The sequence below is a fragment of the Haladaptatus sp. DYF46 genome (assembly GCF_021083305.1).
In the GTDB taxonomy this organism is placed as follows: domain Archaea; phylum Halobacteriota; class Halobacteria; order Halobacteriales; family Haladaptataceae; genus Haladaptatus.
Genome location: NZ_JAJFAY010000002.1, coordinates 409284 through 435019 on the forward strand (window position 1 = coordinate 409284; position 25736 = coordinate 435019).

General features: G+C 63.2%; 28 protein-coding genes. 14 read left to right on the forward strand and 14 right to left on the reverse strand.

The annotated features are described in order from the left end of the window. Window positions 1–402: 402 nt before the first annotated feature. Complete coding sequence (locus LJF34_RS13265) at window positions 403–1872, reverse strand: sodium:solute symporter family protein (RefSeq protein WP_231185491.1); 1470 nt, start codon at window positions 1870–1872, stop codon at window positions 403–405. Further along, the gene (locus LJF34_RS13270) at window positions 1869–2081 is read right to left on the reverse strand and encodes a DUF3311 domain-containing protein (protein WP_231185492.1); all 213 of its coding nucleotides are present in this window, start codon (window positions 2079–2081) and stop codon (window positions 1869–1871) included. Before LJF34_RS13270 ends, LJF34_RS13265 begins: the two co-directional genes overlap by 4 nt. 267 nt (window positions 2082–2348) lie before the next feature. On the opposite strand from LJF34_RS13270, the gene LJF34_RS13275 reads away from it, so the two are divergent. Together LJF34_RS13275 and dnaG are read left to right on the forward strand one after the other, a co-directional pair. Then, a complete protein-coding gene (locus tag LJF34_RS13275) occupies window positions 2349–3074 on the forward strand; it encodes a sugar phosphate isomerase/epimerase (RefSeq protein ID WP_231185493.1) in 726 nt (241 codons plus the stop codon). A 181-nt stretch (window positions 3075–3255) separates the two neighbouring features. Next, a complete protein-coding gene (dnaG, locus tag LJF34_RS13280) occupies window positions 3256–4683 on the forward strand; it encodes a DNA primase DnaG (RefSeq protein ID WP_231185494.1) in 1428 nt (475 codons plus the stop codon). Here the strand turns inward: dnaG and LJF34_RS13285 are convergent, their stop codons facing one another. Both LJF34_RS13285 and LJF34_RS13290 read right to left on the reverse strand, forming a co-directional pair. Then, the gene (locus LJF34_RS13285; RefSeq protein ID WP_231185495.1) at window positions 4684–5097 is read right to left on the reverse strand and encodes an N-acetyltransferase; all 414 of its coding nucleotides are present in this window, start codon (window positions 5095–5097) and stop codon (window positions 4684–4686) included. It abuts the gene before it with no gap. Continuing rightward, complete coding sequence (locus LJF34_RS13290; RefSeq protein WP_231185496.1) at window positions 5094–6410, reverse strand: DUF92 domain-containing protein; 1317 nt, start codon at window positions 6408–6410, stop codon at window positions 5094–5096. The genes LJF34_RS13285 and LJF34_RS13290 overlap by 4 nt, the downstream gene beginning before the upstream one ends. 87 nt (window positions 6411–6497) lie before the next feature. Here LJF34_RS13290 and LJF34_RS13295 point away from each other — a divergent pair, with 87 nt between their 5' ends. Both LJF34_RS13295 and LJF34_RS13300 read left to right on the forward strand, forming a co-directional pair. Then, window positions 6498–7106 carry an undecaprenyl diphosphate synthase family protein gene (locus LJF34_RS13295; protein WP_231185497.1) on the forward strand — a complete coding sequence of 203 codons (609 nt, stop codon included), beginning with the start codon at window positions 6498–6500 and terminating at the stop codon, window positions 7104–7106. A 126-nt stretch (window positions 7107–7232) separates the two neighbouring features. Continuing rightward, entirely contained in the window at window positions 7233–8606 is a 1374-nt protein-coding gene (locus LJF34_RS13300; RefSeq protein WP_231186322.1) for a hypothetical protein, read from the forward strand. Window positions 8607–8612: 6 nt separating this feature from the next. On the opposite strand, the gene uppS is transcribed toward LJF34_RS13300, so the two are convergent. Continuing rightward, window positions 8613–9536, reverse strand: a complete 924-nt coding sequence (gene uppS, locus LJF34_RS13305; protein WP_231185498.1) for a polyprenyl diphosphate synthase — start codon at window positions 9534–9536, stop codon at window positions 8613–8615. A gap of 126 nt (window positions 9537–9662) precedes the next feature. Between uppS and LJF34_RS13310 the strand changes: the two genes are divergently transcribed. The 7 genes from LJF34_RS13310 (at window position 9663) to LJF34_RS13340 (ending at window position 13719) form a co-directional block, all read left to right on the forward strand. After that, the gene (locus LJF34_RS13310; protein WP_231185499.1) at window positions 9663–9857 is read left to right on the forward strand and encodes a cold-shock protein; all 195 of its coding nucleotides are present in this window, start codon (window positions 9663–9665) and stop codon (window positions 9855–9857) included. A 116-nt stretch (window positions 9858–9973) separates the two neighbouring features. Further along, window positions 9974–10375: a DUF5778 family protein gene (locus LJF34_RS13315; protein WP_231185500.1), complete on the forward strand. Its 402-nt coding sequence runs from the start codon at window positions 9974–9976 to the stop codon at window positions 10373–10375. A 114-nt stretch (window positions 10376–10489) separates the two neighbouring features. Further along, a complete protein-coding gene (gene hemA, locus LJF34_RS13320; RefSeq protein ID WP_231185501.1) occupies window positions 10490–11788 on the forward strand; it encodes a glutamyl-tRNA reductase in 1299 nt (432 codons plus the stop codon). 319 nt (window positions 11789–12107) lie between these two features. Further along, window positions 12108–12383 carry a 4a-hydroxytetrahydrobiopterin dehydratase gene (locus LJF34_RS13325; protein ID WP_231185502.1) on the forward strand — a complete coding sequence of 92 codons (276 nt, stop codon included), beginning with the start codon at window positions 12108–12110 and terminating at the stop codon, window positions 12381–12383. Then, window positions 12383–12754: an LWR-salt protein gene (lwrS, locus tag LJF34_RS13330; RefSeq protein WP_231185503.1), complete on the forward strand. Its 372-nt coding sequence runs from the start codon at window positions 12383–12385 to the stop codon at window positions 12752–12754. Before LJF34_RS13325 ends, lwrS begins: the two co-directional genes overlap by 1 nt. A gap of 38 nt (window positions 12755–12792) precedes the next feature. Next, window positions 12793–13266 (forward strand): pyruvoyl-dependent arginine decarboxylase, encoded by a 474-nt coding sequence (locus tag LJF34_RS13335; RefSeq protein WP_231185504.1) that lies wholly within the window; start codon window positions 12793–12795, stop codon window positions 13264–13266. A 57-nt stretch (window positions 13267–13323) separates the two neighbouring features. Then, window positions 13324–13719, forward strand: a complete 396-nt coding sequence (locus LJF34_RS13340) for a DUF5811 family protein (RefSeq protein WP_231185505.1) — start codon at window positions 13324–13326, stop codon at window positions 13717–13719. On the opposite strand, the gene LJF34_RS13345 is transcribed toward LJF34_RS13340, so the two are convergent. Together LJF34_RS13345 and infB are read right to left on the reverse strand one after the other, a co-directional pair. Beyond that, window positions 13700–13930: a hypothetical protein gene (locus tag LJF34_RS13345; RefSeq protein WP_231185506.1), complete on the reverse strand. Its 231-nt coding sequence runs from the start codon at window positions 13928–13930 to the stop codon at window positions 13700–13702. The genes LJF34_RS13340 and LJF34_RS13345 overlap by 20 nt on opposite strands. A gap of 82 nt (window positions 13931–14012) precedes the next feature. Continuing rightward, window positions 14013–15818: a translation initiation factor IF-2 gene (infB, locus tag LJF34_RS13350; RefSeq protein ID WP_231185507.1), complete on the reverse strand. Its 1806-nt coding sequence runs from the start codon at window positions 15816–15818 to the stop codon at window positions 14013–14015. 161 nt (window positions 15819–15979) lie between these two features. Between infB and LJF34_RS13355 the strand changes: the two genes are divergently transcribed. Both LJF34_RS13355 and LJF34_RS13360 read left to right on the forward strand, forming a co-directional pair. Further along, window positions 15980–16225, forward strand: a complete 246-nt coding sequence (locus LJF34_RS13355) for a PRC-barrel domain-containing protein (protein ID WP_231185508.1) — start codon at window positions 15980–15982, stop codon at window positions 16223–16225. Then, window positions 16226–16684 (forward strand): NOB1 family endonuclease, encoded by a 459-nt coding sequence (locus tag LJF34_RS13360; protein WP_231185509.1) that lies wholly within the window; start codon window positions 16226–16228, stop codon window positions 16682–16684. Window positions 16685–16722: 38 nt separating this feature from the next. Here LJF34_RS13360 and LJF34_RS13365 read toward each other — a convergent pair whose 3' ends face one another. The 5 genes from LJF34_RS13365 to pepF form a co-directional block, all read right to left on the reverse strand. Then, complete coding sequence (locus tag LJF34_RS13365) at window positions 16723–17484, reverse strand: type II CAAX endopeptidase family protein (protein WP_231185510.1); 762 nt, start codon at window positions 17482–17484, stop codon at window positions 16723–16725. A gap of 42 nt (window positions 17485–17526) precedes the next feature. Further along, window positions 17527–18207 (reverse strand): BGTF surface domain-containing protein, encoded by a 681-nt coding sequence (locus tag LJF34_RS13370; protein WP_231185511.1) that lies wholly within the window; start codon window positions 18205–18207, stop codon window positions 17527–17529. Window positions 18208–18313: 106 nt separating this feature from the next. After that, the gene (locus tag LJF34_RS13375; RefSeq protein ID WP_231185512.1) at window positions 18314–19606 is read right to left on the reverse strand and encodes a glucose-6-phosphate isomerase; all 1293 of its coding nucleotides are present in this window, start codon (window positions 19604–19606) and stop codon (window positions 18314–18316) included. A 430-nt stretch (window positions 19607–20036) separates the two neighbouring features. Continuing rightward, entirely contained in the window at window positions 20037–21260 is a 1224-nt protein-coding gene (locus tag LJF34_RS13380) for a proteasome-activating nucleotidase (protein WP_231185513.1), read from the reverse strand. 152 nt (window positions 21261–21412) lie between these two features. After that, on the reverse strand, window positions 21413–23203 hold the full coding sequence (gene pepF, locus LJF34_RS13385; RefSeq protein WP_231185514.1) for an oligoendopeptidase F: 1791 nt from the start codon (window positions 23201–23203) through the stop codon (window positions 21413–21415). 97 nt (window positions 23204–23300) lie between these two features. Between pepF and LJF34_RS13390 the strand changes: the two genes are divergently transcribed. Continuing rightward, window positions 23301–24635: a M28 family metallopeptidase gene (locus tag LJF34_RS13390; protein WP_231185515.1), complete on the forward strand. Its 1335-nt coding sequence runs from the start codon at window positions 23301–23303 to the stop codon at window positions 24633–24635. On the opposite strand, the gene LJF34_RS13395 is transcribed toward LJF34_RS13390, so the two are convergent. Next, window positions 24632–24868, reverse strand: coding sequence for a hypothetical protein (locus tag LJF34_RS13395; RefSeq protein ID WP_231185516.1), 237 nt, complete (start codon window positions 24866–24868; stop codon window positions 24632–24634). The two genes, LJF34_RS13390 and LJF34_RS13395, sit on opposite strands and share 4 nt — an antisense overlap. Window positions 24869–24899: 31 nt before the next feature. Then, window positions 24900–25691, reverse strand: coding sequence for a tRNA pseudouridine(38-40) synthase TruA (gene truA / locus LJF34_RS13400; RefSeq protein ID WP_231185517.1), 792 nt, complete (start codon window positions 25689–25691; stop codon window positions 24900–24902). Between the last annotated feature and the right edge of the window lie 45 nt (window positions 25692–25736).

Here is a 25736-nt window from a genome sequence, read left to right on the forward strand (position 1 = left end):
AGCTATCACGCGAGGGATGAGTATCGCAGGCCGAAGGTCGAGAAACACAATCGGCTGGGGAGGACGTGGTTTGCGGTAGCTGTCGCGGTGCGAGGTGGGACTGAAAGGGGCCGTCCGGTCGCGCTTGCGTGGTTGCTGTGCGGGCCACTATTCTGGCCGTGTGTTGCGGAGCGGCCAGAATATCTCGCACCAGCAACCGCGAGCGGGCGGGGGCTTTCGAAGTCTGCTTCTCAATAGCTGCGACTCAGTCGTTTCCAAATAGAACTCGTAACGAGCGGTCGGGGGCTTTCTGGAAGTTCAAAACCCCGCTATCGTTGTCCGTGTGGAAATCAAAACGAGTGAAACGTTCAGAGACAGGTGAAACGAGACTGGCCGATTTACATCGACGAAAACCACCGGATGCTAGTCGGCGTGGAGGTCGAAGTAGAGGTCCCGCTCTTCGGTCGGTGCGGGCGAGGTCACGACGGACCCCGAAACTGTCAACACCAAACCGATGACCATCCCGACGACGGAGGCCAGCCACCCGCCGTAGGTGTCCGGCACGAACGGCAGGAACACGCTGGCGAGGTAGAACGCCTGACTCCCGATGATGCCGACGAACATGCCCGTTCGCGTCACGCGCTTCCAGTAGAGCGCGACGATGACGGGGAGCGCGAGTTGGGCGAACCCGCCGAAGGCCGTCGAACCGATGGTCGTGATGGTACCGGGGGTGTACAGGCTTGCGACGAACGCGGCGATTGCGAAGACGGCGACGCCGATTCGTCCGAGGGTGTCCTCCCAACCGTCGCTCGCATTCGGATCGACGAACGGGCGGTAGAGGTCGCGGGTGAAGTACGACGACCCGGAGAGGAGCATCGAATCGGACGAGGACATCATCGCGGCCATCGCACCGGCGATGACCAGCGCGGCGAACCACGCGGGGGCGTACTCGGAGAGCACGACGGGGAGGACGTTGCCGTTCTCCGGCACGTCGATGGGGAGGCCGCGCGCCCACGCGCCGAGCATGAACGCGGGGACGAACAGCAGGACGACGAGCAGGGGCCACAGCGAGAACGTGCGCTTCAGGACTGTCTTCGAGCGAGCGACGAAGAATCGCTGGTTGACCTGCGGGAACATCGCCACGCCGAAGGCGATGCCGATGGCCTGCGAGAGCATCCACTGCGGGGAGTACGGGACGCCGCCGAGCGAGAGGAATCCGGGGTTCGACTCGGCCATCCCCGCGGTTGCGGCGCTTATGCCGCCGAATTCGGTGAGTGCCCAGAACGTGGCGGCCCAGACCATAACGAGCATGAACGCGCCCTGTAGCGTGTCGGTCCACGCGATGCCACGCATCCCGGAGAGGACGACGTAGGCGATGATGAACACGGTGACGAGACCCGCGCCCACGGCGTAGGAGACGTCGCCGCCGGTCAGGGCTTCCAGCGCGGTTCCGGCCCCGACCTGTTGGAGCATCACGTAGGGGAACAGCCAGAAGAGGCTGATTCCGGCGACGAGGCCGCGGAGGACGGGCGACCCGAACCGGTCGCCCAGCATCTCGCCGAGCGTGACGTAGCCGTGTTCGCGCCCGAGGAGCCACTGCTTGTAGCCGACGACGTACCAGAGGACGGCGAACAGCACCCCGTCCATCAGCCCCATGACGAGAATCCACTCCGGGCCGGACCCGTAGGCGACGTTCGGCCCGCCGAAGAACGTGAACGCGGACAACAGGGTCGCGAACGTCGTGAACAGCAGGACGACGGTTCCGAAGGTCCGACTGGCGAGGTAGTAGTCCTCGGCGCTCCGGTCGGTCAGCCGATACGCGAGAAGGCCGACGAGCAGCGAGAGGACGAGATAACCGCCGATGACGCCCAACTGGAGCGCCGTATCGCTCATGCTCCCTCCTCGATGCCGATGCCCCACGCACGGTTCGCAAACGCCCTGAACACGAGTGACACGACGACCATCCAGCCGATGTGCCACCAGAGCCAAACCGGCAGGCCGTAGACGACCTGTCCGTCGCCCCAGAGGAACCATGGAATCGTGAAAACGATGAGTACCGCGAAAACGACGGTCCAGCCGATTCGTCCGATATCGGGAATCATTATCCGAACGTATGATCGAACGGTGATAAGAGTTACCAAAGTTTTTCGTACCACCATTTCGAAGAGAAATACTCTTCGAAAGGGACTATCGCACCGTTCCCGTCGATGGGTGAACGATGGGTGAGCGACGAGTGAACGATGGGTGAACGGACGGTCGAGGTCGGGTCGGAAAGGGAAAAGGATGAAAGGGGCGAAACGGGATGGCGAACGCGGCGCGGAGATACGGGAGAACAATCACTAAATCAGTTGCCGTTCCACGTAGGAACCATGACGCGAACCGCGATTCAACTGTACACGCTCCGCGAACTGAACGAACCGCTCCCCGACCTGCTCGCACGGGTCGGCGAGGCGGGATTCGACGGCGTGGAGTTCGCGGGACTGGGCGATGCCGACCCCGCGGACGTCAGCGACGCGCTCGACGATGCGGGGTTGGAGGTCGCCGCCGCCCACGTCCCCATCGGCGAATTGGAGGACGAACCCGGACTGGTCGCACGCGAGTACCACCGACTCGGATGCGACTGGGTCGTCGTCCCCTACCTCGACGCCTCCCACTTCGAGAGCACGGAAGCGGCGACCCGGACGGCCCGTCGATTGGACGAACTGGTGGCACGAGTGGAGGGCCACAGCACCTCGCTCGGCTATCACAACCACGACCACGAGTTCGCGTCCGTAAACGGAGAAACCGGCTTCGACGTCTTCTGCTCGGAGTCCGAGGTCGAAATCGAACTCGACGTCGGGTGGGCCGTCGCCGCGGGTCAGGACCCGACCGCTCTCCTGCGGTCGCTCGGGTCCCGCGTTCCGCTCGTCCACATGAAGGACACGCGCCACGGGAAACCGGTCGAACTCGGCGACGGAGACGTCGACCTGACGGCGTGTGCGAACACGGCGAAGGAAGTCGGGGCGGATTGGTTGATTTACGAACACGACGACCCCGAGGATCCGTTGGCGTCGCTCGCACACGGTGGCGAACATCTCCGAGAATTGAATCGGTAGGACGGAGAATTCACCGCGTACCGACGAGGATGGATTTATCGCAAAAATTGTCGTAAAATCGCCGGACTGAACCGCCGTGACGACAGGTATTTGGGCGTTGGAGCGCCAAATTGAGACGTATCCATGGCGACGTTCATGGACGCATCACAATCACGCCCTCTCCGAGGGCAGTTCATCACTCATGGACGATACAGCGAAATACCTCATTCACGCAGACATTACCGCCGACGGGGTGGTAGAACGCAGTGACGTCGTCGGGGCGATCTTCGGCCAAACCGAAGGTCTCCTCGGCGACGACCTCGATTTACGCGACCTCCAACAGTCATCCAAAGTCGGCCGTATCGACGTTCACATCGAAAGCCAACACGGCCAGTCGTTCGGCACCATCACCATCGCCAGCAGTCTCGACAAGGTCGAGACGGCGATTCTGGCGGCCTCGCTCGAAACCATCGAGCGCGTCGGTCCCTGTCGCGCCAGCGTCAGCATCGCCAGCATCGAAGACGTCCGCGCCGCGAAACGCCGCGAAGTCGTGGACCGAGCGAAGGACCTGCTCGCATCCTCGTTCGACGACAGCGTGATGACCAGCCAGGAGATTCTGGACGAAGTCCGCCAGAGCATCCGCGTCGAGGACATCACCGAATACGAAGGTTTCCCGGCGGGACCGAACGTCACCGACAGCGACGCCATCATCGTCGTGGAAGGCCGCTCGGACGTGCTGACACTGCTCCGATACGGCGTCAAAAACGCCATCGCGGTGGAAGGGACGAACGTCCCCGACACCGTCGCGGACCTCACGCAAGCACGGACCACAACCGCGTTTCTCGACGCCGACCGAGGCGGCGACCTGATTCTGAAGGAACTCGACCAGGTGGGCGACATCGACTACGTCGCCGTCGCCCCGCACGGGAAATCCGTCGAGGACCTCTCCCGGGACGAGGTGATGGCCTCGCTGCGGGGGAAACGGCGGTTCGACCGATTCGAAGCGGACGAGACGGTCATGGCCGCGACCGACGGCAGCACGTTCCCCGCACCCGAAACCGACGAGGCCACGGTACGACCGATGGAACCCTCCGTCGAGACGGAGAGCAACGAGGACGGCGGAAGCGAAGCCGCAGTCGAACGGGAAAACGAAACCGAAGACGGACACGAGGCCGGAACAATCGGCGAAGCCGAAACCGCCAACGAGACCGAAACCGATAGCGGGGCAGACGGCGACGAACCCGACGCGTCGGGCGACGAAAACGGCGACATCGACGCCGACCCGAAATCGGCCTCGGAAGCCGAAGCGGGATCGGAGACGGACCCCGAACCGATGACGCTCCGCGGCCACACGAAGGCGGTCATCGATGACGAATCGGACATCGTGCGACTGCTGGACGACGACTTCGGAATACTCGCCGACGCACCGGCCGCCGAGACGTTCGCGACCATCGCGGAAGCGGAACCCGTGCCGCACGCCGTCGTCATCGACGGCGTCCTGAATCAGCGAATCCTCGACGTGTCCGCCCAGCGCGGCGTCGAGCAAATCATCGCCCGCGAGGAGGGCGAGTTCGTCAAAAAGCCGACGACGGTTCGCATCATCACCGCGGACCAACTCCTGCGCCGGTAGTCACAGCCGTTTTTCGAACAGCAGTCCGTCCCCGCCGTCCGCGTAGTACTCCGGTTCTCGACCGCGACGTTCGAATCCCAACGACTCGTACAGCGACCGTGCGGCATCGTTTTCCTCGTGAACCGTCAACGACGCGCTGGAACACCCCTCGTCGCGGGCCGTATCGAGCGCCGCGCCGATGAGCCGTGTCGCCCGGCCCTCCTCCCGGTGGGTCGGTTCCACGACGAGTTCGGCGATGTAGGCGTCGTTCGCGACCATCGTGAGAACGTAGCCGACGGGAACGCCGTCCGCCGTCGAAACGAGGACCGACCCCTCCGAAATCGCCGTTTCGAGCAGCCCCGGCGTGGGCTCGGGGAGCCACGTTCGAATCCGTTGTAGGCGGCCGAGGTCGTCCGCCGTCGCGGGTCGAATCACGACGCCAGACCCACCAGCAACGCGAGCCCGGCACCGAGGAGCGCCCCCGAGAGGGTGGCGAGGAAGTTGACGCTCTGGTTGCCGAGTCCCTCGCCCTCCACCGTCGCGCCGAGGAGGCTATCGACCGTCATGCCGCCGATGCCCGCCAGTGCGATGACGGCACCGCCGAGCGCCCCGATGGAACCGAACAGCGTGACGGCGATGAGCGCGACGATGGTCGACCCGAGCGCACCGGCCACCTCGCCCTGCCACGTCACGCCGCCGTCGGTTCCGGGGGCCACCGGTTGCCACGTCGTGATGAGTCGCGGATTGTCGAAGACGCCGCCGATTTCGCTCGATAATGTATCGCTCATGGCGGCGGCGATGCTCCCCGCGAAGGCGAAGAGGAAGACGCTCTCGGCGACGGGGAGTCGGTCGCTGGCGGCGAAGGCGAGGACCGCGACCAGCGCCACCGCGGCGTTTCCGAGGACGTTCCCGCCGCCGCGTGCACCTTCGTTCGCTTCCGCGACGCCGTTCTTGCGTTTCTGTTCGTATCTGAACTTCGTGGAAAGTCCGCCCAGCGCGAAAAAGGAGATGAGGACGGCGAACCATGGATAGCCGCCGAGAACGATGGTGAGGAGCGCGAGGAGGATGCCGGTAAGCATCCCGGTCACGGACGCCGTGTCGAGCGCCCACGAGACGTAGCCGAACCCGACGGTGATGGTGATGGCGAGGACGATGTCGAGTTCCGTCACGGTCATCGTGAGGTCGGTGAAGAGCCACAACAGGAGGGCGACCGAAAACATGACGAGCGGGTCGTCGCGCTCGAAGAGGACGGACCGGAGGAGTCCCGCCAACAGCGCGCCGCTCGCGGCGAGGAAGACGATTTCGGGAATCACAGGCTCCACGGGGCTCCCTTGGACGCTTCGAACGACGATTTGAGCGAGAACGGCGGCGAAGAACCCGCCGACCGCGAACCCGGCCGTCGCGGTGATGGTCGCGTCGCTCCGGGTTCGGACGACCTGTTCGGTCAGGTTGCCGTAGGCGAGGAGGCAGACGGCGGCGGCGAAGACGCTCGTCGGTAAATCGACGAGCATGACGAGCATGGCGAGGGCTGCCGTCCCAAAGGAGAAGGCGGCGAGGCCGCGGAGTCGTCCTTCACTCCGGTCGCTCGGTCGTGCGAAGAGGTCGAACAGCGGGCCGTCGTCGATGACGAGCGCGACCGCACCCGCCGCGGCGAACAGCGCGGCCACACCCGCCACCAGCACCGAGGCGGCGAGGGACAGCGTCGCGACCGCCGCGAACGCCGCCGCCCGCCGAATGCTCGTAGTCACGAGTTTCGTTTTCGCGGACGGGCACTTAATCTTCCCGAACGTCGCAGGGCGTGACGTTTAAGCGTCGATAGCGGCAACCCCATCGCAGTGGGACTCTACGACCAGTACCTCACGGCCCGCGTCCGACGACACGACGCCGACCCGCCGAGTCACATCGCCGTCGTCATCACGGAACGCGATCTGTTGGAACAGGGAGCGTACGAGACGCTCGAATCGTTCTTCCAGTGGGCGTTCGACTACGGCGCGGAGCGAATCACCGTCTACGTGAGCGTACTGGATTCCGGCGCGGTGCCGACCCTCCAGCGCGAACTGGAGAACGTGCGTGCGCCTCGAACCATCGCCGTTCGCGGCCCCGACGACCTCACGCCCGCCGACGCGCCGATTCAGGTGAGCATCGGTCTCGGCGGCAAACACGAGTTCGCCGAGGCGGTGCGCGCGGTCGCGGAGGACGTCGAGGCGGGGTCCGTCGCCGCGGACGACATCGACGAGGCGGAAATCGAATCCCGACTCGTCTTCCCGACGGATCCGGACCTCGTCATCAAGACCGGCGCGGAACGCCTCTCGGACTTCATGATCTGGCAGTCCGTGTACTCCGAACTGTACTTCACCGACGTGAACTGGCGCGATTTCCGCAAGCGAGACTACCTCCGCGGGATTCTCGATTACAAGAACCGACAGCGCCGGTTCGGTCGGTAGGGTCGACCATCCGCCCAAACCCCTCCGGTTTCGGCGTGGAAAGGCTCGCTTATATTTTCGGCGCTCACTGTTGCATCCGTTATATCCCCCATTCTCAAATAGAAGACGACGCTCACTGTGAGTGGGATGGGGACGCCGAACGACGGGACCACGAGACGTGCGTATCTCCGAGCGGCCGGTGTCGCGCTGACGACGGCGATTGCCGGATGCGGCGGGAAATCCACGCCGAGCAAGGAGTCGGTCGTCGGTCCGTATCGCGACCGGTTCGAGAGAGTCGTCGACGTCAGCGAATTGAACGTGGACGACACGGGAACCGAAACGGTCGATTCGGCAGTGAACCGGTCGATACGCGACGGGACGCTTTGCTACTTCCCGCCGGGGACGTACCGACTCTCGAACCTCGACCTTTCGGGGCGTTCGAACTGCGGGTTCGTCGGCAACGACGCCACGCTGCTCGTTCCACCGGAAGAACAGGGGAACTGGATTTACGGGGAACCGGTGCGGAACCTCCTGTTCGACGGGTTCACGTTCGACTACACGCACCCCACGGCGACCCCCGTCGTGGCCTTCTCCGTCGCGGGGAAGAAAAACGTCCTCCGGGACGTCGAGTTCGAAGGGCACCACGGAACGACCCCGCGGAGTGGGCTAGAACTCGAAGTTCCCGAGCGGTCCGCGTCGCTCCTCGTCGAGCGCGTTCGCATGCGAGGGGGGTCGACAAAGGGGAACGGAATTTTCACCCACAGCGGCGAAGGTTCGCTGCAATTCGTCGATTGTCGGGTCGAACACTGGGCCGAGGGCCTCTATGCGTCCCCGCACTCCGGGCCGCTGCTGGTCCGCGGCGGCACGTACGCGAACAATGGCATCGACCAGATACGAATCGGCGGGGGGACGAGCGGTGCGCGCGTGGAAAACGCGACCGCACGGGTCGATAACCCGCGAAGCCCCGCGGCGAAGCCCAACATGCGGGGAATCTGGTTGGAGGAGGGAACGAACGCAGTGGTCGATAACTGTACCGTCGAGATAACGGATCTGACCGGGACGTACAGTTCCGGGGGTATCGTCGTCGAAAAGCAGTTCGGAACCGCTCGAATCGCGAACACGACGGTCCAGACCAACTGTAGCGTCCCGGCCATCAGCATTCGCGTTCCGACCACCGAATACCGCCCGTCCACGATGCCGAGCATGGACCACCTCCCGTCGAACCACGACGTCACCTGCGAGAACGTCTCGATTTACGGCACCGCCCCGGACGGAACCGCCGTCCTGCTCACGGGGCGGGACGGATGCCGATTTTCGAACATCAGCGTCCAACAGTACTTCGGCAACCGCGACGGTATCACCATCGAGGACGGTCCGCGGACGACGATACACGACGCTACCCTCCGAGTGAGCGGAACCCCGATCGTTACGTCCGGTCCGACGCCGGTGACGAGGAACGTCGAGACCGGCGGGATCGGATCGCTGTCACGACTGAGCGACTCGCTGTTGGATTCGATTTAGAAAACGTCACTTCGTCGTCTGTCGTTCGTCGCCGCCCTCTACCTCTTCCACCGGTGCGCCGTCGGGGACGTACTCCGCGAACTTTCTCAGGATGGAGCGCGCTTCGTCCAACTCCACGCCGCCGACGGCACGGACGAGCGCGAGCGCGCGCTGCACTTTCGCCTGCCGAAACGACTGTTCGCGGGATTCGTAGGTTCGAACGGCGCGCAGGAAGTCGATTTTGGAGAATTCGGGCCAGTACGGCGTACAGAAGAACACGGCGGCCTCGTTGCCGTTCGCGTGCCACGGGAGGAAGTTGCTCGTTCGTTCGTCGCCCCCGGTTCGGATGATGAGGTCCACGTCGCGGAGCGGGCGGGCGTACAACCGCGACTCGATGGTTTCGACGGAGACGTCCTCCGGGTCCAACTCGTCCGATTCGACTTCGCGGGCGACGTCGCGGGCCGCGCGAAGGAGTTCGTTCCGGCCGCCGTAGGCGAGTGCGATGTTGAGGACGAAGTTGTCGTAGTCGTTCGTTCGACTCTCCGCGTACTCGATGGCCTCCCTGATGCGGGAGGGAAGCCGTTGGACGTCGCCGATAGCACGGATGCAGACGCCGCTGTCGTGGACGCGCTCGGCGTCGGCGAACTCGTACAGTTTGTCTTCGAGCAGGTCGAACAGGGATTCGTTCTCGTGTTCGGGGCGCTCGAAGTTCTCCGTGGAGAAGGTGTACAGCGTCAGTTCCTCGACGCCGATTTCGTCGCACCAGTCGAGAACGCGCTCGGTCGTTTTCGCGCCTTCACGGTGGCCGTCGGAGGCCTTTTCGCCCTGTTTGCTGGCGTAGCGGCGGTTCCCGTCCTGAATCACCGCGACGTGGGTGGGCGCACCCGAAACGCTTCGCCGTAACTGCCGTTCGTAGGCCGTCTCCAGTTGCCGCCGAACCCACCTCAACATCGTCTTGTTCGTTTCCACTCACCCGACGGGTATCAGCCTTGTCCTCCGAGTATCGTGGCATTTGGTCACATCCCACATTGGCAGTTGCATAGCTTTTTAAGTATGGGATTACTTTGGTAGAACGCAATGGCGAAAGGTACGGTTGACTTCTTCAACGACACCGGCGGCTACGGATTTATAGAGACTGACGATGCAGACGAAGACGTGTTCTTCCACATGGAAGACGTCGGTGGCCCGGACCTCGAGGAAGGGCAGGAAGTCGAATTCGACATCGAACAGGCTGACAAAGGACCGCGCGCGACGAACGTCCAGCGCCTGTAAACGCATCAGTAGTAACTGATTCTCGCGGGAGTTCACGCTGCCGCGCGAAACTATCAATTTTCGAGCCGCGACGATAACCGTAGGTCGTATAACGGCAGCCACGCCTATCCGTAGGTATGGACAGCGTCATCGACGACGACCTCTACGAGCGCACGAAGCGACTGCTCGAACCGGGAGACATCGAACTCAACGGAGCCATCGTCCACACCGACCTCGGGAGCGACGAGGACATCGAGATGCACCAAGCGTCGGTGGACGTCGGCGACATCATCGCGGAACACGCGGGCCACGACCCGCGCGATACCTACGTCTACTCCGGAAGCGACGACACGAACTTCTCGTCGAATCAACATCAGGGGCTGACGCTCGCGGACGAGGAGTTCGTCTGGGAATGCCAACAGTTGCTTCGCGACGGGACGTTCGACGTCGTGTTCTACTACGAAGCCAGCGCCGACCACGGCGCGATACTGGACGACATCCGCGACCTCGGCTTCGACGTGACGGGCGTCGAGGGGTGACACGCACGAGGGAAGTTAGAAGGCTTTACGTACGCGCCTTCCCAAACACGGCATAAGAACGTCCGGAGTGTTTCGTATGAACTGTGTATCTTCTATTCACCGGAGGCAGGACCTGTGACGCCGAGTACCGGTGTCATCTCGGGGATTCGAATCACCCACGAGCGAGCCAGTCTCGACGACGTGGCGGCCGCCTGCCACACCGACGAACGAGAGACGGTCGCACGACTCGCCGGGGAGCCGGAAGTCTCGGAGTCGTTCGTGTTACAGACGTGTAACCGATTCGAGGCATACGTCGTCACGGACGCGCCGGCGACGGGACGGACGGTACTCGCCGATTTCGTCCCGGACGCGAACGACCCGGCGGTCGTCGAGATGAGCCACGAGGAGAGCCTTCGGCACCTCCTCCGCGTCGCCGCGGGGTTGGAGTCGCTCGTCCTCGGCGAGGACCAGATAATCGGGCAGGTACGCGACGCCTACACGTCGGCTCAAACCGTCGGTGCGGTCGGCCCGATGCTGGAGGAGGCGTTGACGAAGGCGATTCACGTCGGCGAGCGCGCGCGCGCCGAGACGGCCATCAACGAGGGCGTCGTCTCCGTCGGCAGCGCCGCTGTGACGCTCGCGGACGACCACTGGGAGTTGAACGGCGCGACGGCGCTCGTCATCGGTGCCGGGGAGATGGGGACCATCGCAGCCCACGCGTTCTCCGACGCGGGCGTCGAGACGCTCATCGTCGCCAACCGCTCCATCGAACGCGCGGAGACCGTCGCGGACGCCGTGAGCCTGCTCGACAGCCGCGCCGTCGGCTTGGACGCGCTCCCGGCCTGTCTACCGCGTGCGGACGTCGTCATCACCGCGACCGGAAGCGACGGGCACGTCCTCGACGCGACCCTTCTCGACGACTGCGGTGAGCTGTTGGTCGTGGACATCGCCCAACCGCGGGACGTCTCTCCGGCCGTGTCGGCGCTCGATGGAATCGTCGTTCACGACATGGGCGCGCTGGAATCGGTGACGGACGAGACCCGCGCGCGACGGCGCGCCGCCGCCGAATCGGTCGAGGCGATGGTGGACCGCGAGTTCGAGAACCTGCTCGAACAGTACAAGCGAAAGCGGGCCGACGAGGTCATCGCCGGGATGTACGCCGGAGCAGAACAGGTCAAAGAGCGCGAACTCCAAACGGCGCTGTCGCGCCTCGAATCGGAGGACTTCGACGAGGAACAGCGCGCCATCGTGGAGTCGATGGCCGACGCGCTGGTGTCCCAACTGCTGGCTCCGCCGACCGAGAGCCTCCGCGACGCCGCCGCGAACGACGACTGGACGACCATCAACACCGCGCTGCAACTGTTCGACCCCGAGTTCAGCGACGAACCGCCAGCGTTCGTCGCCGAACAACTCGAATCGACGGCGGACGACTGAGGAGTGGAACGCGAATTTTCACGACTACCGGAAACTGAATAGCGACTTCTCTCCGAATCAACAGGCGACACAACCACCAGAACCAGCTAACGACACAACCGCTGGTCGCTAGCATCTCACCGGAAAATCGGAGATTTTCCGGGCCAAGGAATCCCCTCGGGCGCGTCTTCGACGCGCCCGAGCGGGATGACGCCGTGCTTTTGGTCCAGCTTTTACAGGGAGACGGTTCGGCGCGGGTCGAATCGACCCGCGCCGAACGCTCGACCGTCGTAAAAGCTGGGCGAGTGGCTTTATTTACATCCTTCCCGTTCATGGGCGTATGGCGAATTTGCTCTCGGACGAGGAGATAGACAGTCAGAAACCGGACGACTGGGAGCGGGAGGGTGACGAAATCGTTCGCACGTACGAGTTCGACGACTACTTGGACGGCGTCTCGTTCGCCACGGACGTCGGCGAAGTCGCGGAAGAGGAGTTCCATCACCCCGAAATGGTTATCGGGTACAAGGAAGTCGAGGTTCGGTTGACGAGTCACGAGGAGGGCGGCATCACGGACGACGACGTGGAGATGGCGGAGCGGTTCGACGACCTGCGCTGATGGACGCCCGCTACGTCTTCGCTGTTCGGTTCCGCCTCGAACCGGACGTCCCGGGGGTCGGTCTCGACCCGCAGAAGTTCGAGACGCGGCTGTACCGCCGCGCCGACCCGCCGGGGGAGGACGGATGGCAGTTCTTCCGCGACAACCTCTGGCGGGGGAACATCGGCGACGAACGCTACTTTCGGACGTTGACGAGCGAAGCGTTGGGCGTGCCCGTGACGAGCGTCGAGTATCGTGCCTTCGAGACCGACGAGGAGTATTACGACGCGTTGAAGGCCGAAATCGCCGAGGATTTGGCGGCGTTCAAGGCGAATTCGGTGTCGGAAGTGATTTCGAAGTACCTCGGGAGTTCGGTCGAAGTCGAGCGTTAATCGACAGACCCTTTCCCGCGACGGACCGACCACCGACCATGAGCACGATTCGGGTCGTCTGGGGAACCGCGAGCGGACCGACGAGGATGTCGTCGTACGACGCCGCGCTGGCGGAGGCGAACGTTCACAACTACAACCTCGTTTCCGTTTCGTCGGTCATCCCCGCCGACACGCCGGTCGAAACGGTCGGGACCGCACCCGACCTCGGACCGGCCGGAAATCGGCTGACGGTGGTGGAGGCACGCGCGACGCGGGCCGGACCGGGGCACGTCTCGGCCGGATTGGGATGGACGGAGAGCGACGGCGCGGGACTGTTCTACGAGGCCGCCGGCGACACCGACGCGACGGAGATCGAAGACCGCGTCCGGGCGGGGTTGGACGCGGGCCGCGACCTGCGCGACTGGGATTTTTCGGGAGAAGAGACGAAAATCGTCACCACCGATGCCGAATCCGGAACGTACGTCACCGCCCTCGTCCTCGCGGTGTACGGCGAAAGCGAGCCGATTTGTTAGTTTCCGGGGACGACGGGTTTATACGGCACTCCCCCTTATCAAAGGGCAGTAGCCCGAATGAATGGAAATACTCCCTACGCTGGCACCCCCGACGTGACGCCGGCCGGCCAACAAGCGGCCGTCGATGTCGATGAACTTACTCCCGAGCAGCGGCGCCATCTACGGGACAGCGTTACGGATATCGCAACGCTGACTCGCAAGTACCTCCCCGAGGAGTACGTCATCGGTTCGCAGGTGACGAACAGCCTCACCGGTCCGCAGGCGTCCGTGTCGGTGCAACCTCCCGTCGGTCACATCGTCAGCGCCGGGTTCGAACCGGAAACGCACGAACTCGACGACGACGAACTCATCGACGCCGAAGAGCGCGACGAAGTCGCCCGCGGCCTCGCGGCCAGTGCCGCCCTGCAAGTCAAGCAAGCGATCGAGGACAAAATCACGCCGACCGCCCGCTAGGCGGCCGTTTCGACGGCGGTCGATTGAACATCGCGTCGGCGATGAAACTCGCCGAGACGATACTTGCGACGGTTATTCCGAGGTGAAACGGAATCGAGAGCGTCGCCGCCGCAACCAACCCGACGAGCAACACGGACGGCACGGCGAGCAGGACGAGGTCGTAGTACGAAACCGGCCAGCGGGCGATACGACTGTCGAATCGGCTTCTCACACGCACGATTCATCCCTCCGGGGGAAACTATTACCGCGAAAAACTAAAGCGTAACTCCCGCACCGTATCGCCCGCGTGGGTTTTACTTGCCCCAGAAGGGGTCGCGTTTGCGCTGTTTGTCGAGATACATCCGAAGCGCTTCGAGTTCGTCGCCGGGGATGTCGTCAGATAGCTCCTGTTCCAAAATTTTGGCGTGCTTTTCCGGGAGTTCGATCCACAACTCGTCGCCCTCGTCTATCTGCCGGCCGACCGTCGGGCCGTCGATGGCGACGCTGACGCGACTTCCCGCGCGTGCCTCGTCCACGTCCTCTCCCTGCTCCTGAATCCCTTTGATGGTGCCGACGCGCTTCGGTTCGTTCGCCTCGAACTTGGCGACGAAGGAGTTGTTCCGCACCGTGCCCGACATGACTTCGACGCCGACGACCGCCGGGTCGTTCTGTCGGAACACGTGGTCTTCGAGGATACGGAAACGGGCCGGTCGGGTGATGTTGTCGAGGACGGTCCGTTGCTGGGCGCGCTCCATCTCGTCCACGTACTCCTCGTACTCCTCGATGAGTTGGTAGATGACGTCGCTGTCGAACAGTCGAACGTCACGCTGTTCCGCCTCGTCCGCCGCGTCGGCGAGGACGTCCACGTTGAACGCCAGAATCGTCTCGTGCTTCCGTTCGTCCGCCGTGGTCGCAAAGCGGATGTCCCGCGGGGCCACGTCGCCGACCTCCGCACGCATGACCGGGATCTCTTCCTCTTCGAGCGTACTGACGATGGCTTCGAGGCTGCCGAGGGTGTCCGCCTTGACGACGATGCCCTCCTCTTGCGTACTGACCTCGACTTCCGCGAGTTCCGCTTGGACCTCCTCGACGACGTCCTCGATTTCGCGGTCGCGGACGACGCGGACGGGTGCCCCCGCCATGGCTTCGTCCAGATTCGGTGCCGCGATCTTCACCCCGGCCGCCGCCGCGATGGAATCGACCTTTTCGAACCGGTCCTCGGTCCGGATTTCGGCCAGCGGTCGCGGTTTCAACAGGGCGCGGACGTCCGTCACGATGGGTTCGTTCATGCCACCGACGACGATGGTCTCGTCGGTTCGGATGGTGCCGTCGTACAGCACCACGTCGAGGGTCGTCCCGAAGCCCTTCTCCTCCTTGACTTCGAGGACGGTTCCGGCACCCGGTCCGGCCACGTCTATCTCCATGTCCTCGCGCATGTAGCGCTGGGCCAATCCCATCAACACCGTGAGCACGTCGGGGACGCCTTCGCCCGTTTCCGCGCTGACGGGGACGACGCCGATGTTGTTCTGGAAGTTCTGCACACGCCAGTAGAGGTCCGCCGAAAAGCCCGCGTCGCTGAGTTCTCCGATGAGTTCGTACAGGCTGCTGTCGAGCGTCGAGCGCGCGCGGTCGCTTTGTGCGTCGTACGTTTGCTGGACCGGGGCGTCCATCTCGGGGTTCCATCCCGGCGTCGTGTCTATCTTGTTCGCGGCGACGATGAACGGCGTCTGTGACTGTTTGAGGATGTTGATGGCCTCCACCGTCTGCGGCTGAAAGCCGTCGTTTACGTCCACCACGAGGATGGCGATGTCCGCGAGCGCCCCGCCTCGTGAACGAAGGGTCGTAAACGAATGGTGACCCGGGGTATCGATGAAGAGTAGCCCCGGCAGGTCGAAGTCGTCCGGGTTGACCAGTTTCCCGGCGACTTTCGACACCACGTCGAGCGGCACGGCCGTCGCGCCGATGTGTTGTGTAATCGCTCCCGCCTCGCCCTCGATGACCGTCGAGCCGCGGATCTTGTCGAGCAGGCTGGTCTTGCCGTGGTCGACGTGACCGAGGACTGCGACGATGGGAGTCCTGAGGGATCGAGTTTCCGTTTCGTGTGTATCTGTGTCCGACATACCTACCACCCGGGAGAAGTTCTTATCACAGAACAGCCCCGCACGGCATTTAACTCCATCGCCACGCTCGTCCGGCCGTCCACCGATTCGCCGGACATTCCGTCGAAGCGGACGGCTACTCCCCGTGGAGTTTATGTAGTAGCGGTCGGTAATCACCTCGTATGCCGAGCATACTCGCGGAAAACCTCTCGGGAAAGGCCGTCATGGGTTCTGACGGTACGGAACTGGGAATGCTCTACAACATCACGATGAACCTGAAGACGGGGGGGCTATCGAGCCTCGTCGTCGAACCCGACGAACAGCTCGATACAGACACCGTCGACCTCGACACCAACGAAGACGGTCATTTCGAACTACCCGTAAACCGAGTGCAAGCGGTTAAAGACTACATCGTCGTTCAGCGGTAAATGTACGTTTTAGACTCCTCAGCCTTCATCAACGAGTATCACACCACCCAACAGACGGCGTCGATTCCGATGGTTCAGGACGAACTCGAAGGCGAACACGCCTTCCGATTCGACGCCATGGAGGGTTCGGGAATGCACATTCACATCCCCCGCGACGACGCCGTCGAGAAGGTGCAACGCGCGGCGGACCACACGGGCGATTTGGACGTGCTCTCGGATACTGACATCCGACTCGTCGCGTCCGCGTTCGAACTCGATGGAACCCTCGTCACGGACGATTACGCGATGCAGAACGTCGCCGACCGATTGGACGTGACCGTCGAGGTCATCGCGCAGGACGGTATCGAGGAACAGCTCGACTGGTCGTTCCAGTGTTCGGGCTGCGGTCGGGAGTTCGACGAGAACAAGGACCGGTGCCCCATCTGTGGCAGCCCGCTCTCGCGGAAGAACCCCAACTGACTGGACGAGCAGACAACGCGGTCCACGTTCGACAGAACTCAGCCGGCGAACTGGAGATACATCAACGCAAAGAGGATGGCGTCGAACGTCCCGTGAACGAGCGCTGACGCCGTGAGGTTCCCCGTCTTCAGGTACACCGTTCCGAGGACGAGCGAGAGGAAGAAGATGACGAGAAGCGTCCCCACCAGTTCGAGGAGCGTCGAACCCGTCGCGTAGGCGAGGACGTGGGCGAGCGCAAACACGATACTCGCGACGACGACGGCACCGTACTCCGAGAAAGAATCGTACAGCGACTTCTGAATGATGTTCCGATACAGCAGCTCCTCGCACGGCCCGATGACGAGCCACGAGAGCGGGATGAAAAGCAGTAGAATGGCCGGGTTGCCGTTTCGCGCCTGTTGCTCGACGCTGTGACTCGCCGTCCGGACGCCGAGTTGGGTCAGCAGGAACGACAGCAGAAACATCACGAGGAAGATTGCGACGATTCCCGCGGCGGTGTAGCCGAGGTCGCGTCGAGTCGGAATTTTGAAATCGAGGTAGGAGCGACCCAGTCCCCGCCCGGCAAGGAAAATGAGGGCGACGGTCCCCGTCCCGAGACCCAAGGAAACGACACTGAGACCGGATTGAACCATGGTTCCGACCTGATCACCGGCGAGAACGAGGAGGATCGACGCCCACACGGAGATGGCGAGGAGCCCCGAAAAACCGAGCGCGCCGCTTTGGAGCACTGCACGCACCATCTCGCCGAGCGATGTAGGGGCCGAAGACTCGCCGACGCCTGTCGCGGTACCGTCTTCCATGTCGAAACGATGCGCCCACGACGGTAAATGTTCTCCGACCGGTCAGTCGGTTCGACGGAAAAAGCCGAGACCCGACAGTCCGACGAGCGCGAGGAGGACGCCGAATCCCGGTTGCCCCTCGCTCTCGGTGCGTGCATCCGCCGCCTTTTCGAAGTCCGTGCTGGGGGTTCGAGTGGTGGTTTCGGTCGCTTTCGAAGTGCTCGCTTCGGACGTCTCCGACGCCACCGTCGTGGTCGCGGACGCCGTCGAATCGGTCGTCGTAGCTTCGGTCGTCGCGATATCGTTCGCCGACGTGTTCGACCGGGTTCGGAGAATCCCATCGACGGTGGCCAAGGCGTCGAGGTCCGTCGAATTGTTTCGTGGTAACCCGACGATCACGCCGAACTCCGTCCCCGGTTCGAAATCGGAGAAGTTGAACGCCGCGGCGAACTCGCCGTCGGAGGAAACCGCCACCGATTGGGACATGAAGAACTGATTCGTGGCGTGAATCTGCACTTCGAATTTCGTACCCGGGTCGAGCGTCGTGTTCCCGCGGATCGACTGGTCGCCCGCGGTTTCGAGAACGATGGGGGTCTCCTCGTGATAAATCGACACCGAGCTGTTGTTCGCGGTGGTCTCCTCGTGGTTGAGCGGGGTAGTACGCATCGCGCCGGATTCGTGTGATACCCACGCGGATGTCACGCCAGCAACGGCTGAGAGGAGAACGGCTATCACAACGACCATGCGAATCAAATGTCGCCTGTACATACTGAAAATGCGCCGTTCAGCGTCCGACGCAGTGGACATACGAGCGAAGTTCGTCGGTCGGTATATGCTTTGTGAACGGCGGTTATTCTACCGTAAGCGTCGATTTTTCTGCAACTTCGTCCGCTTCCTCGAAGTCGCCGCCACCGAGAAGGCCGCGAGCGGCACGTTTCCCCCACTCGACCGCCGGTTGGTCGAACGTCTCGACGCTGTACAGTTCGCCCGCGAGAACGCACGCGGCTTCGAAACAGTAACAGAGTTCGCCGAGTCCGTACTCGTCCACGCGCTCGATTTCGAGGCGGACGTTGGGCTGTCCCGACGCCGCGAGACTCGCTTCGGTCGCTTCGAACTCGGCCGAGAGGAGTTCCCCGAGACTACCGCCGCCGAGGTATTCGAGGCCGGAGAGGTCGGTTTCGGGAATCGAGCGGTCCTCCCGGTCGGTCGGCCGAACGAACGTCACCATCTTGTCGCTGGGACCGGCGCGGTACAGTTGGAGCTGTGAGTGCTGGTCCGTCGCGCCGAGCGCCCGCACCGGCGTCTGGCCCAGTCCGTCCTTGCCGAGGCTTTCGGCCCACAACTGCGCGAACCACTCCGCGAAGGTTTCGAGCGATTCCGCGTAGGGCATCATGGCGTTGATGCCCGCGCCGCGTTCGTCCAGCGCGTAGGTCACCGCACCGTAGGCGTAGGCGGGCGACTCGAACAGCGACCCCGAAAGTCGGTCGGCCTCGGCTTGCGCACCGTCGAGAACCGCGTCTATGTCGTGACCCTGAATCGCGGCACAGGCGAGGCCGACGGTCGAGAGCATCGAGAACCGACCCGGAACGCCGTCGGGGACGTCGAGCGCGGGCAGGTCGTGACGGTCGGCGAGGTTTCTGAGGTTCCCCTCCTCGCCCGTCGTGACGAACGTTCGGTCCGTCCAATCCACGTTCGCGTCCTCCATCGCGTCGCGGACGACGAGGAAGTTCGCCAGCGTCTCGGCCGTCGTTCCCGATCGCGAGACGACGTTGACCGCCGTGTCGGAGAGCGGGAGTCGGTCGAGGAGCGACGCGACGTGTTCGGGGTCCACGTTGTCGAGGAAGTAGGCGTCCACGTCGGATTCGAGTCCGTTCGCCAGCGTCGCCGCCCCGAGCGCGCTGCCGCCGATGCCGACGGTGAGCACCGCTTCGGCGTCGGCGAACGGTTCGACCGCGGTTCGGATTTCCTCTGCGTCGGTGGTTTGCGGGAGGTTCAGCGACGCGTAGCCGTGTTCGTCGTTCGCGCGGCCGGTTTCGATTCGCTCGTGGGCGTCGGAGACGCGTTCGTCCAATCGGGAGAGCGCGTCGCGTGAAACGCCGGGTGAGGCAACTGTGTCGAGAGCGTTGCCGAGGTCAACTCGCATACGAAACTCCGCATCCTCGGACGTAAAAAAGACACCTCCTTCGACGCGGTGAAAGATAGTTCTTGGATGGCAGGTCGGTTTTCCGTGGAGAGGAAATCTTCGACAAACGTCGTCGTTTCTCGAACTTTCACGACCGCTGGAATCGGCCGACGGCACAACCGCCAGAATCAGCAATCGAGACAACCACCGAAACCCGAATGTTCACAACAGCAAGGGAACAGCAACCGACGCAAACAACGGGAATCAGCAACCGACACAACCGACAAGTGTCAGCGATCGACGCAACCGCGGAGACCGGTATCATCTCCGGAAAATCGAAGATTTTCCGGGCCGACGACTGAACGGAGCATAGCGAAGTGAAGGAGGAGCGCTTTTGGTCCAGATTTTTATCGAGGGTCGCTCCGCGACCCTCGCAATAAAAAGGTGGGTTCTAGTACGCGTACCGCAGATTCGGCACCGTCGACTGGTCGCCCGCCTCCATCGTTTCGAGCGCGCCATCGAAGTCGTCCATGGTCACTTCGGTCCGTCCGTCGCGGATGGCGAACATGCCGGATTCGGTCGTCAGGCTCTCTATCTCCGCACCGCTGAAGTCCTCCGTCGCCCGGGAGAGTCGGTCGAAATCCACGTCGTCGTCGAGGTTCATACCGTCCGTGTGGATTTCGAGGATGCGACGGCGACCCTCCGCGGTCGGGTTCGGGACTTCGATGAGGCGGTCGAAGCGACCGGGGCGCAGGATGGCGCTGTCGAGCATGTCGAAGCGGTTGGTCGCGGCGATGATGCGGATGTTGCCACGGTCCTCGAAGCCGTCCATCTCCGAGAGGAGTTGCATCATCGTCCGCTGGACCTCCGCGTCACCGGAGGTCTTCGAGTCGGTGCGTTTCGACGCCACGGCGTCGATTTCGTCGATGAAGATGACGGCGGGTTCACGCTCCGCCGCGAGGGAGAACAGGTCGCGGACGAGTTTCGCGCCCTCGCCGATGAACTTCTGGACGAGTTCGGACCCGGCCATCTTGATGAACGTCGCGTCGGTTTCGTTGGCGACGGCTTTCGCCAGCATCGTCTTTCCGGTCCCCGGCGGGCCGTAGAGGAGGACGCCACTCGGCGGTTCGATACCGGCCTCCTCGAACTGCTCGGGGTTGACGAGGGGTTCCTCGACCGCTTCCCGAACCTCCCGAATCTGGTCGTCGATGCCGCCGATGTCCCCGTAAGTGACGGCCGGGGACGCATCGACTTCCATCGCCTGCGCTCGGGCGTCCTTTTCGGTGTCCAACAACCGCTGGATGGTGAACGAATCGTTGACCGCGACGCGGTCACCCGCCTCGATGTCTTCCCGGAGTTGGACCGCCATGTCGGTCAGCACCTCCTGGTTGTTCCCGTGCTGTTTGATGATGACGCCGTCCTCGGTCACGTCCTCGACGGTTGCGACGTACAGCGAGGTCGTCTTCAGCATCTCGTTCTCGCGCTGGAGTTTGTCGACCTCCTCCGCGAGGTCCTCCCGCCGGTCGGCCGCCGCATCGACGCGCTCACCGAGTTTGTCGTTGACCTTCGTGATATCCGTGAAATGCTCTTGGAGCGCCGACAGGCGCTCTTCGTCGGACATCTCCGGGTCCAATTCGAGCGTCGGTCTGTCTGGGACGGATGGACTGCGTGACATTTCTTGTTCAAGCGTATGGCGCCACATTAAAAGTGCCTTTGGGTCGCGGGTGGACTCGGAAGGTCGGTATCGGTCGACTATCGACGCTCACTCTCGGGGTTTCACGCGTAATACGGAGCAGAGATGACGCGAAACGTACGGAACCGTCCCTCTCAGAGCAGCGCTTCCATCTCGTCCAACTGCTCCCCATACACGTCGAGTGCGCGCTGAATCGGTTCCGGCGAACTCATATCGACGCCGGCACCGCGAAGGAGTTCGAGGGGATACTCGCGCGACCCGTTGCTGAGGAAGTCGAGGTACCGCTCGGCGGCGGGTTCGCCCTCCTTCAGAATCTTGTCGGCCAGTGCGACGGCGGCGCTGATTCCCGTGCTGTACTGGTAGACGTAGTAGGCGCGGTAGAAGTGGGGAATACGCATCCACTCGCGCTCGATTCGCTCGTCGACGGCGGCGGGTTCGTAGAACTCGCGTTTCAGGTCGCCGTAAATCCCGTCCAACCTGTCGGGGGTGAGCGCCTCGTTGTTCTCCGCGACTTGGTGGGCGCGATACTCGAAGTCCGCGAACAGCGTCTGCCGGTACAGGGTCGAACGGAACCGTTCGAGGTACTCGTTGAGGACGTGGCGGCGGAAATCGGGGTCCTCGACGGTTTCGAGCAGGTGATGGGTCAACAGCGCCTCGTTGACGGTACTCGCCACTTCGGCGACGAATATCTCGTACCCGCTGTAGGCGTAGGGTTGCGTCTCGCTCGTCAACTGCGAGTGCAGCGAGTGGCCGAGTTCGTGGGCCAACGTGTACATCGACGCGATGTCGTCCTGATAGTTCATCAGGATGAACGGCTGGGTGTCGTAGGTCCCGCCGCTGTAGGCACCGCTTCGCTTGTCCTGTGATTCGTACACGTCGATCCATCGGGACTCGATTCCCTCCGCGACGCGCGACTGGTAATCCTCGCCGAGTGCGCCCACCGCGTCCACGACGTACTCGACCGCCAGGTCGTAGTCGAGGTCCGGGCTTTCGGTGTCGGTCATCGGCATGTAGACGTCCCACATCCGGAGTTCGTCCACGTCGAGGCTTCGGCGCTTGAGTTCCGCGTGACGGTGGAGTTTGTCGAGGTTGTCCCGAACGGTGTCGAGGAGGTTGTCGTACACCTCGACGGGGACGTTCGGCCCGTCGAGCGCCGCCTCCCGTGCCGTGTCGTAGTTCCGGGCACGGGCGTACTTCACGTCGGCCTTGACGCTGTTCTTGTACGCCGCGCCGACGGCGTTTCGGACGTCGCTCCACTCGTCGAAGTAGCCCTCGTACACCGTCCGGCGGAACTCGCGGTCGGGGTTCTTGAGGAGGTTGACGAAGTTGCTCTGGGTGATTTCCACCGACTCCCCGTCGGGGTCTTCGACCGTCGGGAACGTCATGTCGGCGTTCGAGAGCATGCTGTAGATGTCGTTCGGCGCGCCCGTGACCTCTCCGAACTCCGCGAGGAGGTTCTCGATTTCCGCGGAACGGGTGTGTTCTTTCATCCGAATCACGTCGTCCAAGGCGTGTTCGTACGTCTCCAACCCGTCCGTCTCGGCTATCATCCGGTCGAGTTCGTCGCGGTCCAACGACTGGATTTCGGGTTCGACGAAACTCGTCGCGCTCCCGGCGCGCGATGCGAGGGACTGGGCGCGCGTGGCGAGCGCCTGATACTCCTGATCGGACGTGTCCTCGTCGCTCCGCATTCGGGCGTAGGAGGCGACCATGGACACCTCGCGTCCGAGTTCGTCCGAGAGTTGAAGCACGGTGAGTAGCGTTTCGCCGTCGTCCGTCACCTGACCCTCGTATTTCTCCAACTCGCCGAGGCGCTCCTCCACGTCCTCGTACGCCTCCTCCCACTCCTCGTCGGTCGCGTATATGCTCTCCAAATCCCACTTGTATTTGGCGTCGATATTGCTCCGTTCGGGAACAGAACTCATACCATACGTAGAACCACCCTGCCCGTAAACGTTGATATTCCGGTAGCAGGAATTCCGCCAAAAAGAGGTTTTTAACGGATGACGACGCATGGCCTGTATGTCCGAGGAGATATGCGGCGCGCTCGGAGAGATGTGGCAGGACGACTATCCGTGGGAATTTCTGACGAAACTGACGGAGCTCGAAAACAGGATGGGCGGCCATCCCGGCGAGCGGCGGGCGGCGGAGTTGGTGGTGGAGGGGTTCGAACGGGCCGGAGCGCGGAACGCCCACCTCGAACCGTTCGACATGGACTGTTGGAGTCGCGGGTCCGCGGAACTCGCCCTGACGGACCCCGTCGAACGGTCGTTCGAGACCATTGCGCTCCCGTATTCGATCGCGGGGGACGTCCGGGGGGAACTGGTGGACGTGGGTCACGGGATGCCGGACGAGATAGACGGAAAGGACGTGGCCGGAAAGATAGCCATCGCCAGCACGACGACCCCGGAGGGCAGCAGGTTCATCCACCGGATGGAGAAGTTCGGCTACGCCGCCGCCGCGGGTGCGGAGGGGTTCATCTTCCACAACCACGTTCCGGGTCAGCTACCGCCGACCGGTTCGCTCACGTTCGGCGACGAGGCCGCGCTTCCCGCCGTCGGCGTCAGCAAGGAGTCCGGCGCGTGGTTGACCGAATACGCGGAGAAGGACGCGACGGCGCGGTTGATAGTGGACGCCCAAACCGAACCGGGAACGAGTCACAACGCCGTCGCGGAAATCGGCCCGGAGACGGACGAGGAAGTGGTCGTCGTCGCGCACTTGGACGCACACGACATCGCGGAGGGTGCCCTCGACAACGGGTGTGGAATCACCGTGGTCGTCGCGATGGCGCACCTGCTTTCGAAGGCGGACCTCGACGCCCGCGTCCGGGTCGTGGGCGTCGGCTGTGAGGAAATCGGCCTGTTGGGTGCCGAAGCGCTGGTCGAGTCGCTCGACACGGACCGGGTCAAAGCGGTCGTGAACGTCGACGGCGCGGGACGGTTCCGCGACATGCGGGCGTACCTCCACGGTTCTGAGACGATGTGTTCGGTCGTCGAAACCGTCTCCGAGGAGTCGAATCAGCCGATTCTGCTTCAGGAGGGCGTCCACCCGTTCAGCGACCACTGGCCGTTCCTAAAGGCGGGCGTCCCGGCGCTGCAACTGCACAGCGAACCGGACAGCAGCGCGCCCGGAGAACGCGGCCGAGGATGGGGTCACACCCACGCCGACACGCGGGACAAGGTGGACGACCGGAACCTCCGCGAACACGCCATGCTGGCGGCGCTTCTCGTCCGCGAGGTGGCCGCCCGCGAAGATATTCCGCGACCGAAACCCGAGGACCTCGTGGAAAACCTTCGCGAACAGGAGTACGAAGAAGGAATGCGAGCGGCGGGTGTCTGGCCGGAGGACTGGAACTAAGCCAAGCGTCTGACTTCGCGCCAAACGATTTCTTCGACGAGTTTTCCGGCCCCGCGAACGACGAGGTAGACGCCGATGACGAGCGAGGCAAGCGCGAACACGGCATACAGAATTATTCCGAGGAAACCGAAAGCGCTCGCGGCGATACCGCCGAGGACCTGTCCGACGGAGATGGCAACGACGCCGAGAACGACGTCTATCGTTACGTCCCACAAAAGTTCATCGTCAACCATGGACGCGAAAAAGTGAGGAACCGGGATAAAATTATTCCACGCCGAGGCGGATGTCGCGTGCCACGCGGCTTCTGCTTCGGCGTTCGACCGCGAGGTCCCCGAACACGTCGCGGAGGGTTTTCACCGCCGCGCCGTCCACCGAGAACTCACAGTCGTACTCGACGTGGGAGAGATAGAGCGGATGTGCGGGTGCACAGGGAACGCCTTCATTTCCGTCGAGGGAGTCCGGCGCGAGGACGGAATCGATTTTCGACATCTCGGCGTCACCGGTCGCGATGGAGTGAATCAGCGAGACGACTCGGCGGACGAGGTTTCTGGCGAACCCACCCGCGGAGAGCGTGAAGACGAGGTAATCGCCGTCCCGAACGACCTGAACGTCGAGGTCCCGGACCGTCCCGTCCGTGTCCGACGTCAGGTTGTGAAAGTCGTGTTCGCCCGACAGTCGCTCGGATGCGTCCTTCGCCAATCCGAGGTTCACACGCGGCGCATAGCAGTGATAGACGTACTCCCGATAGTAGACGTCGTGGGTCGCGTGGAACGCGGGAACGACGTCCGTACTTGCCCACGCGCGAATTTCGCCCGGGAGTTCGCTGTTGAACGCTGACGGCGTGAGCCAATCGGGACATTCGAACGCGACCGTCTGTGCGAGAGCGGACACCCCCGAATCCGTCCGACCGGCGGCGGCATACCCGTCCGGGACGGTGTCGGTGACACCGAGTGCACGAAGCGACTCGAACATCGCATCTTCGACCGTCGGAACGTCCGGCTGTCGTTGAAATCCGTAGAACGGACGACCATCATAGGCGATTCGAAAGGCACGCATCGACATTCGATACAGAAGCCGAGGGTATAGTTCGTCGGTTGTTAC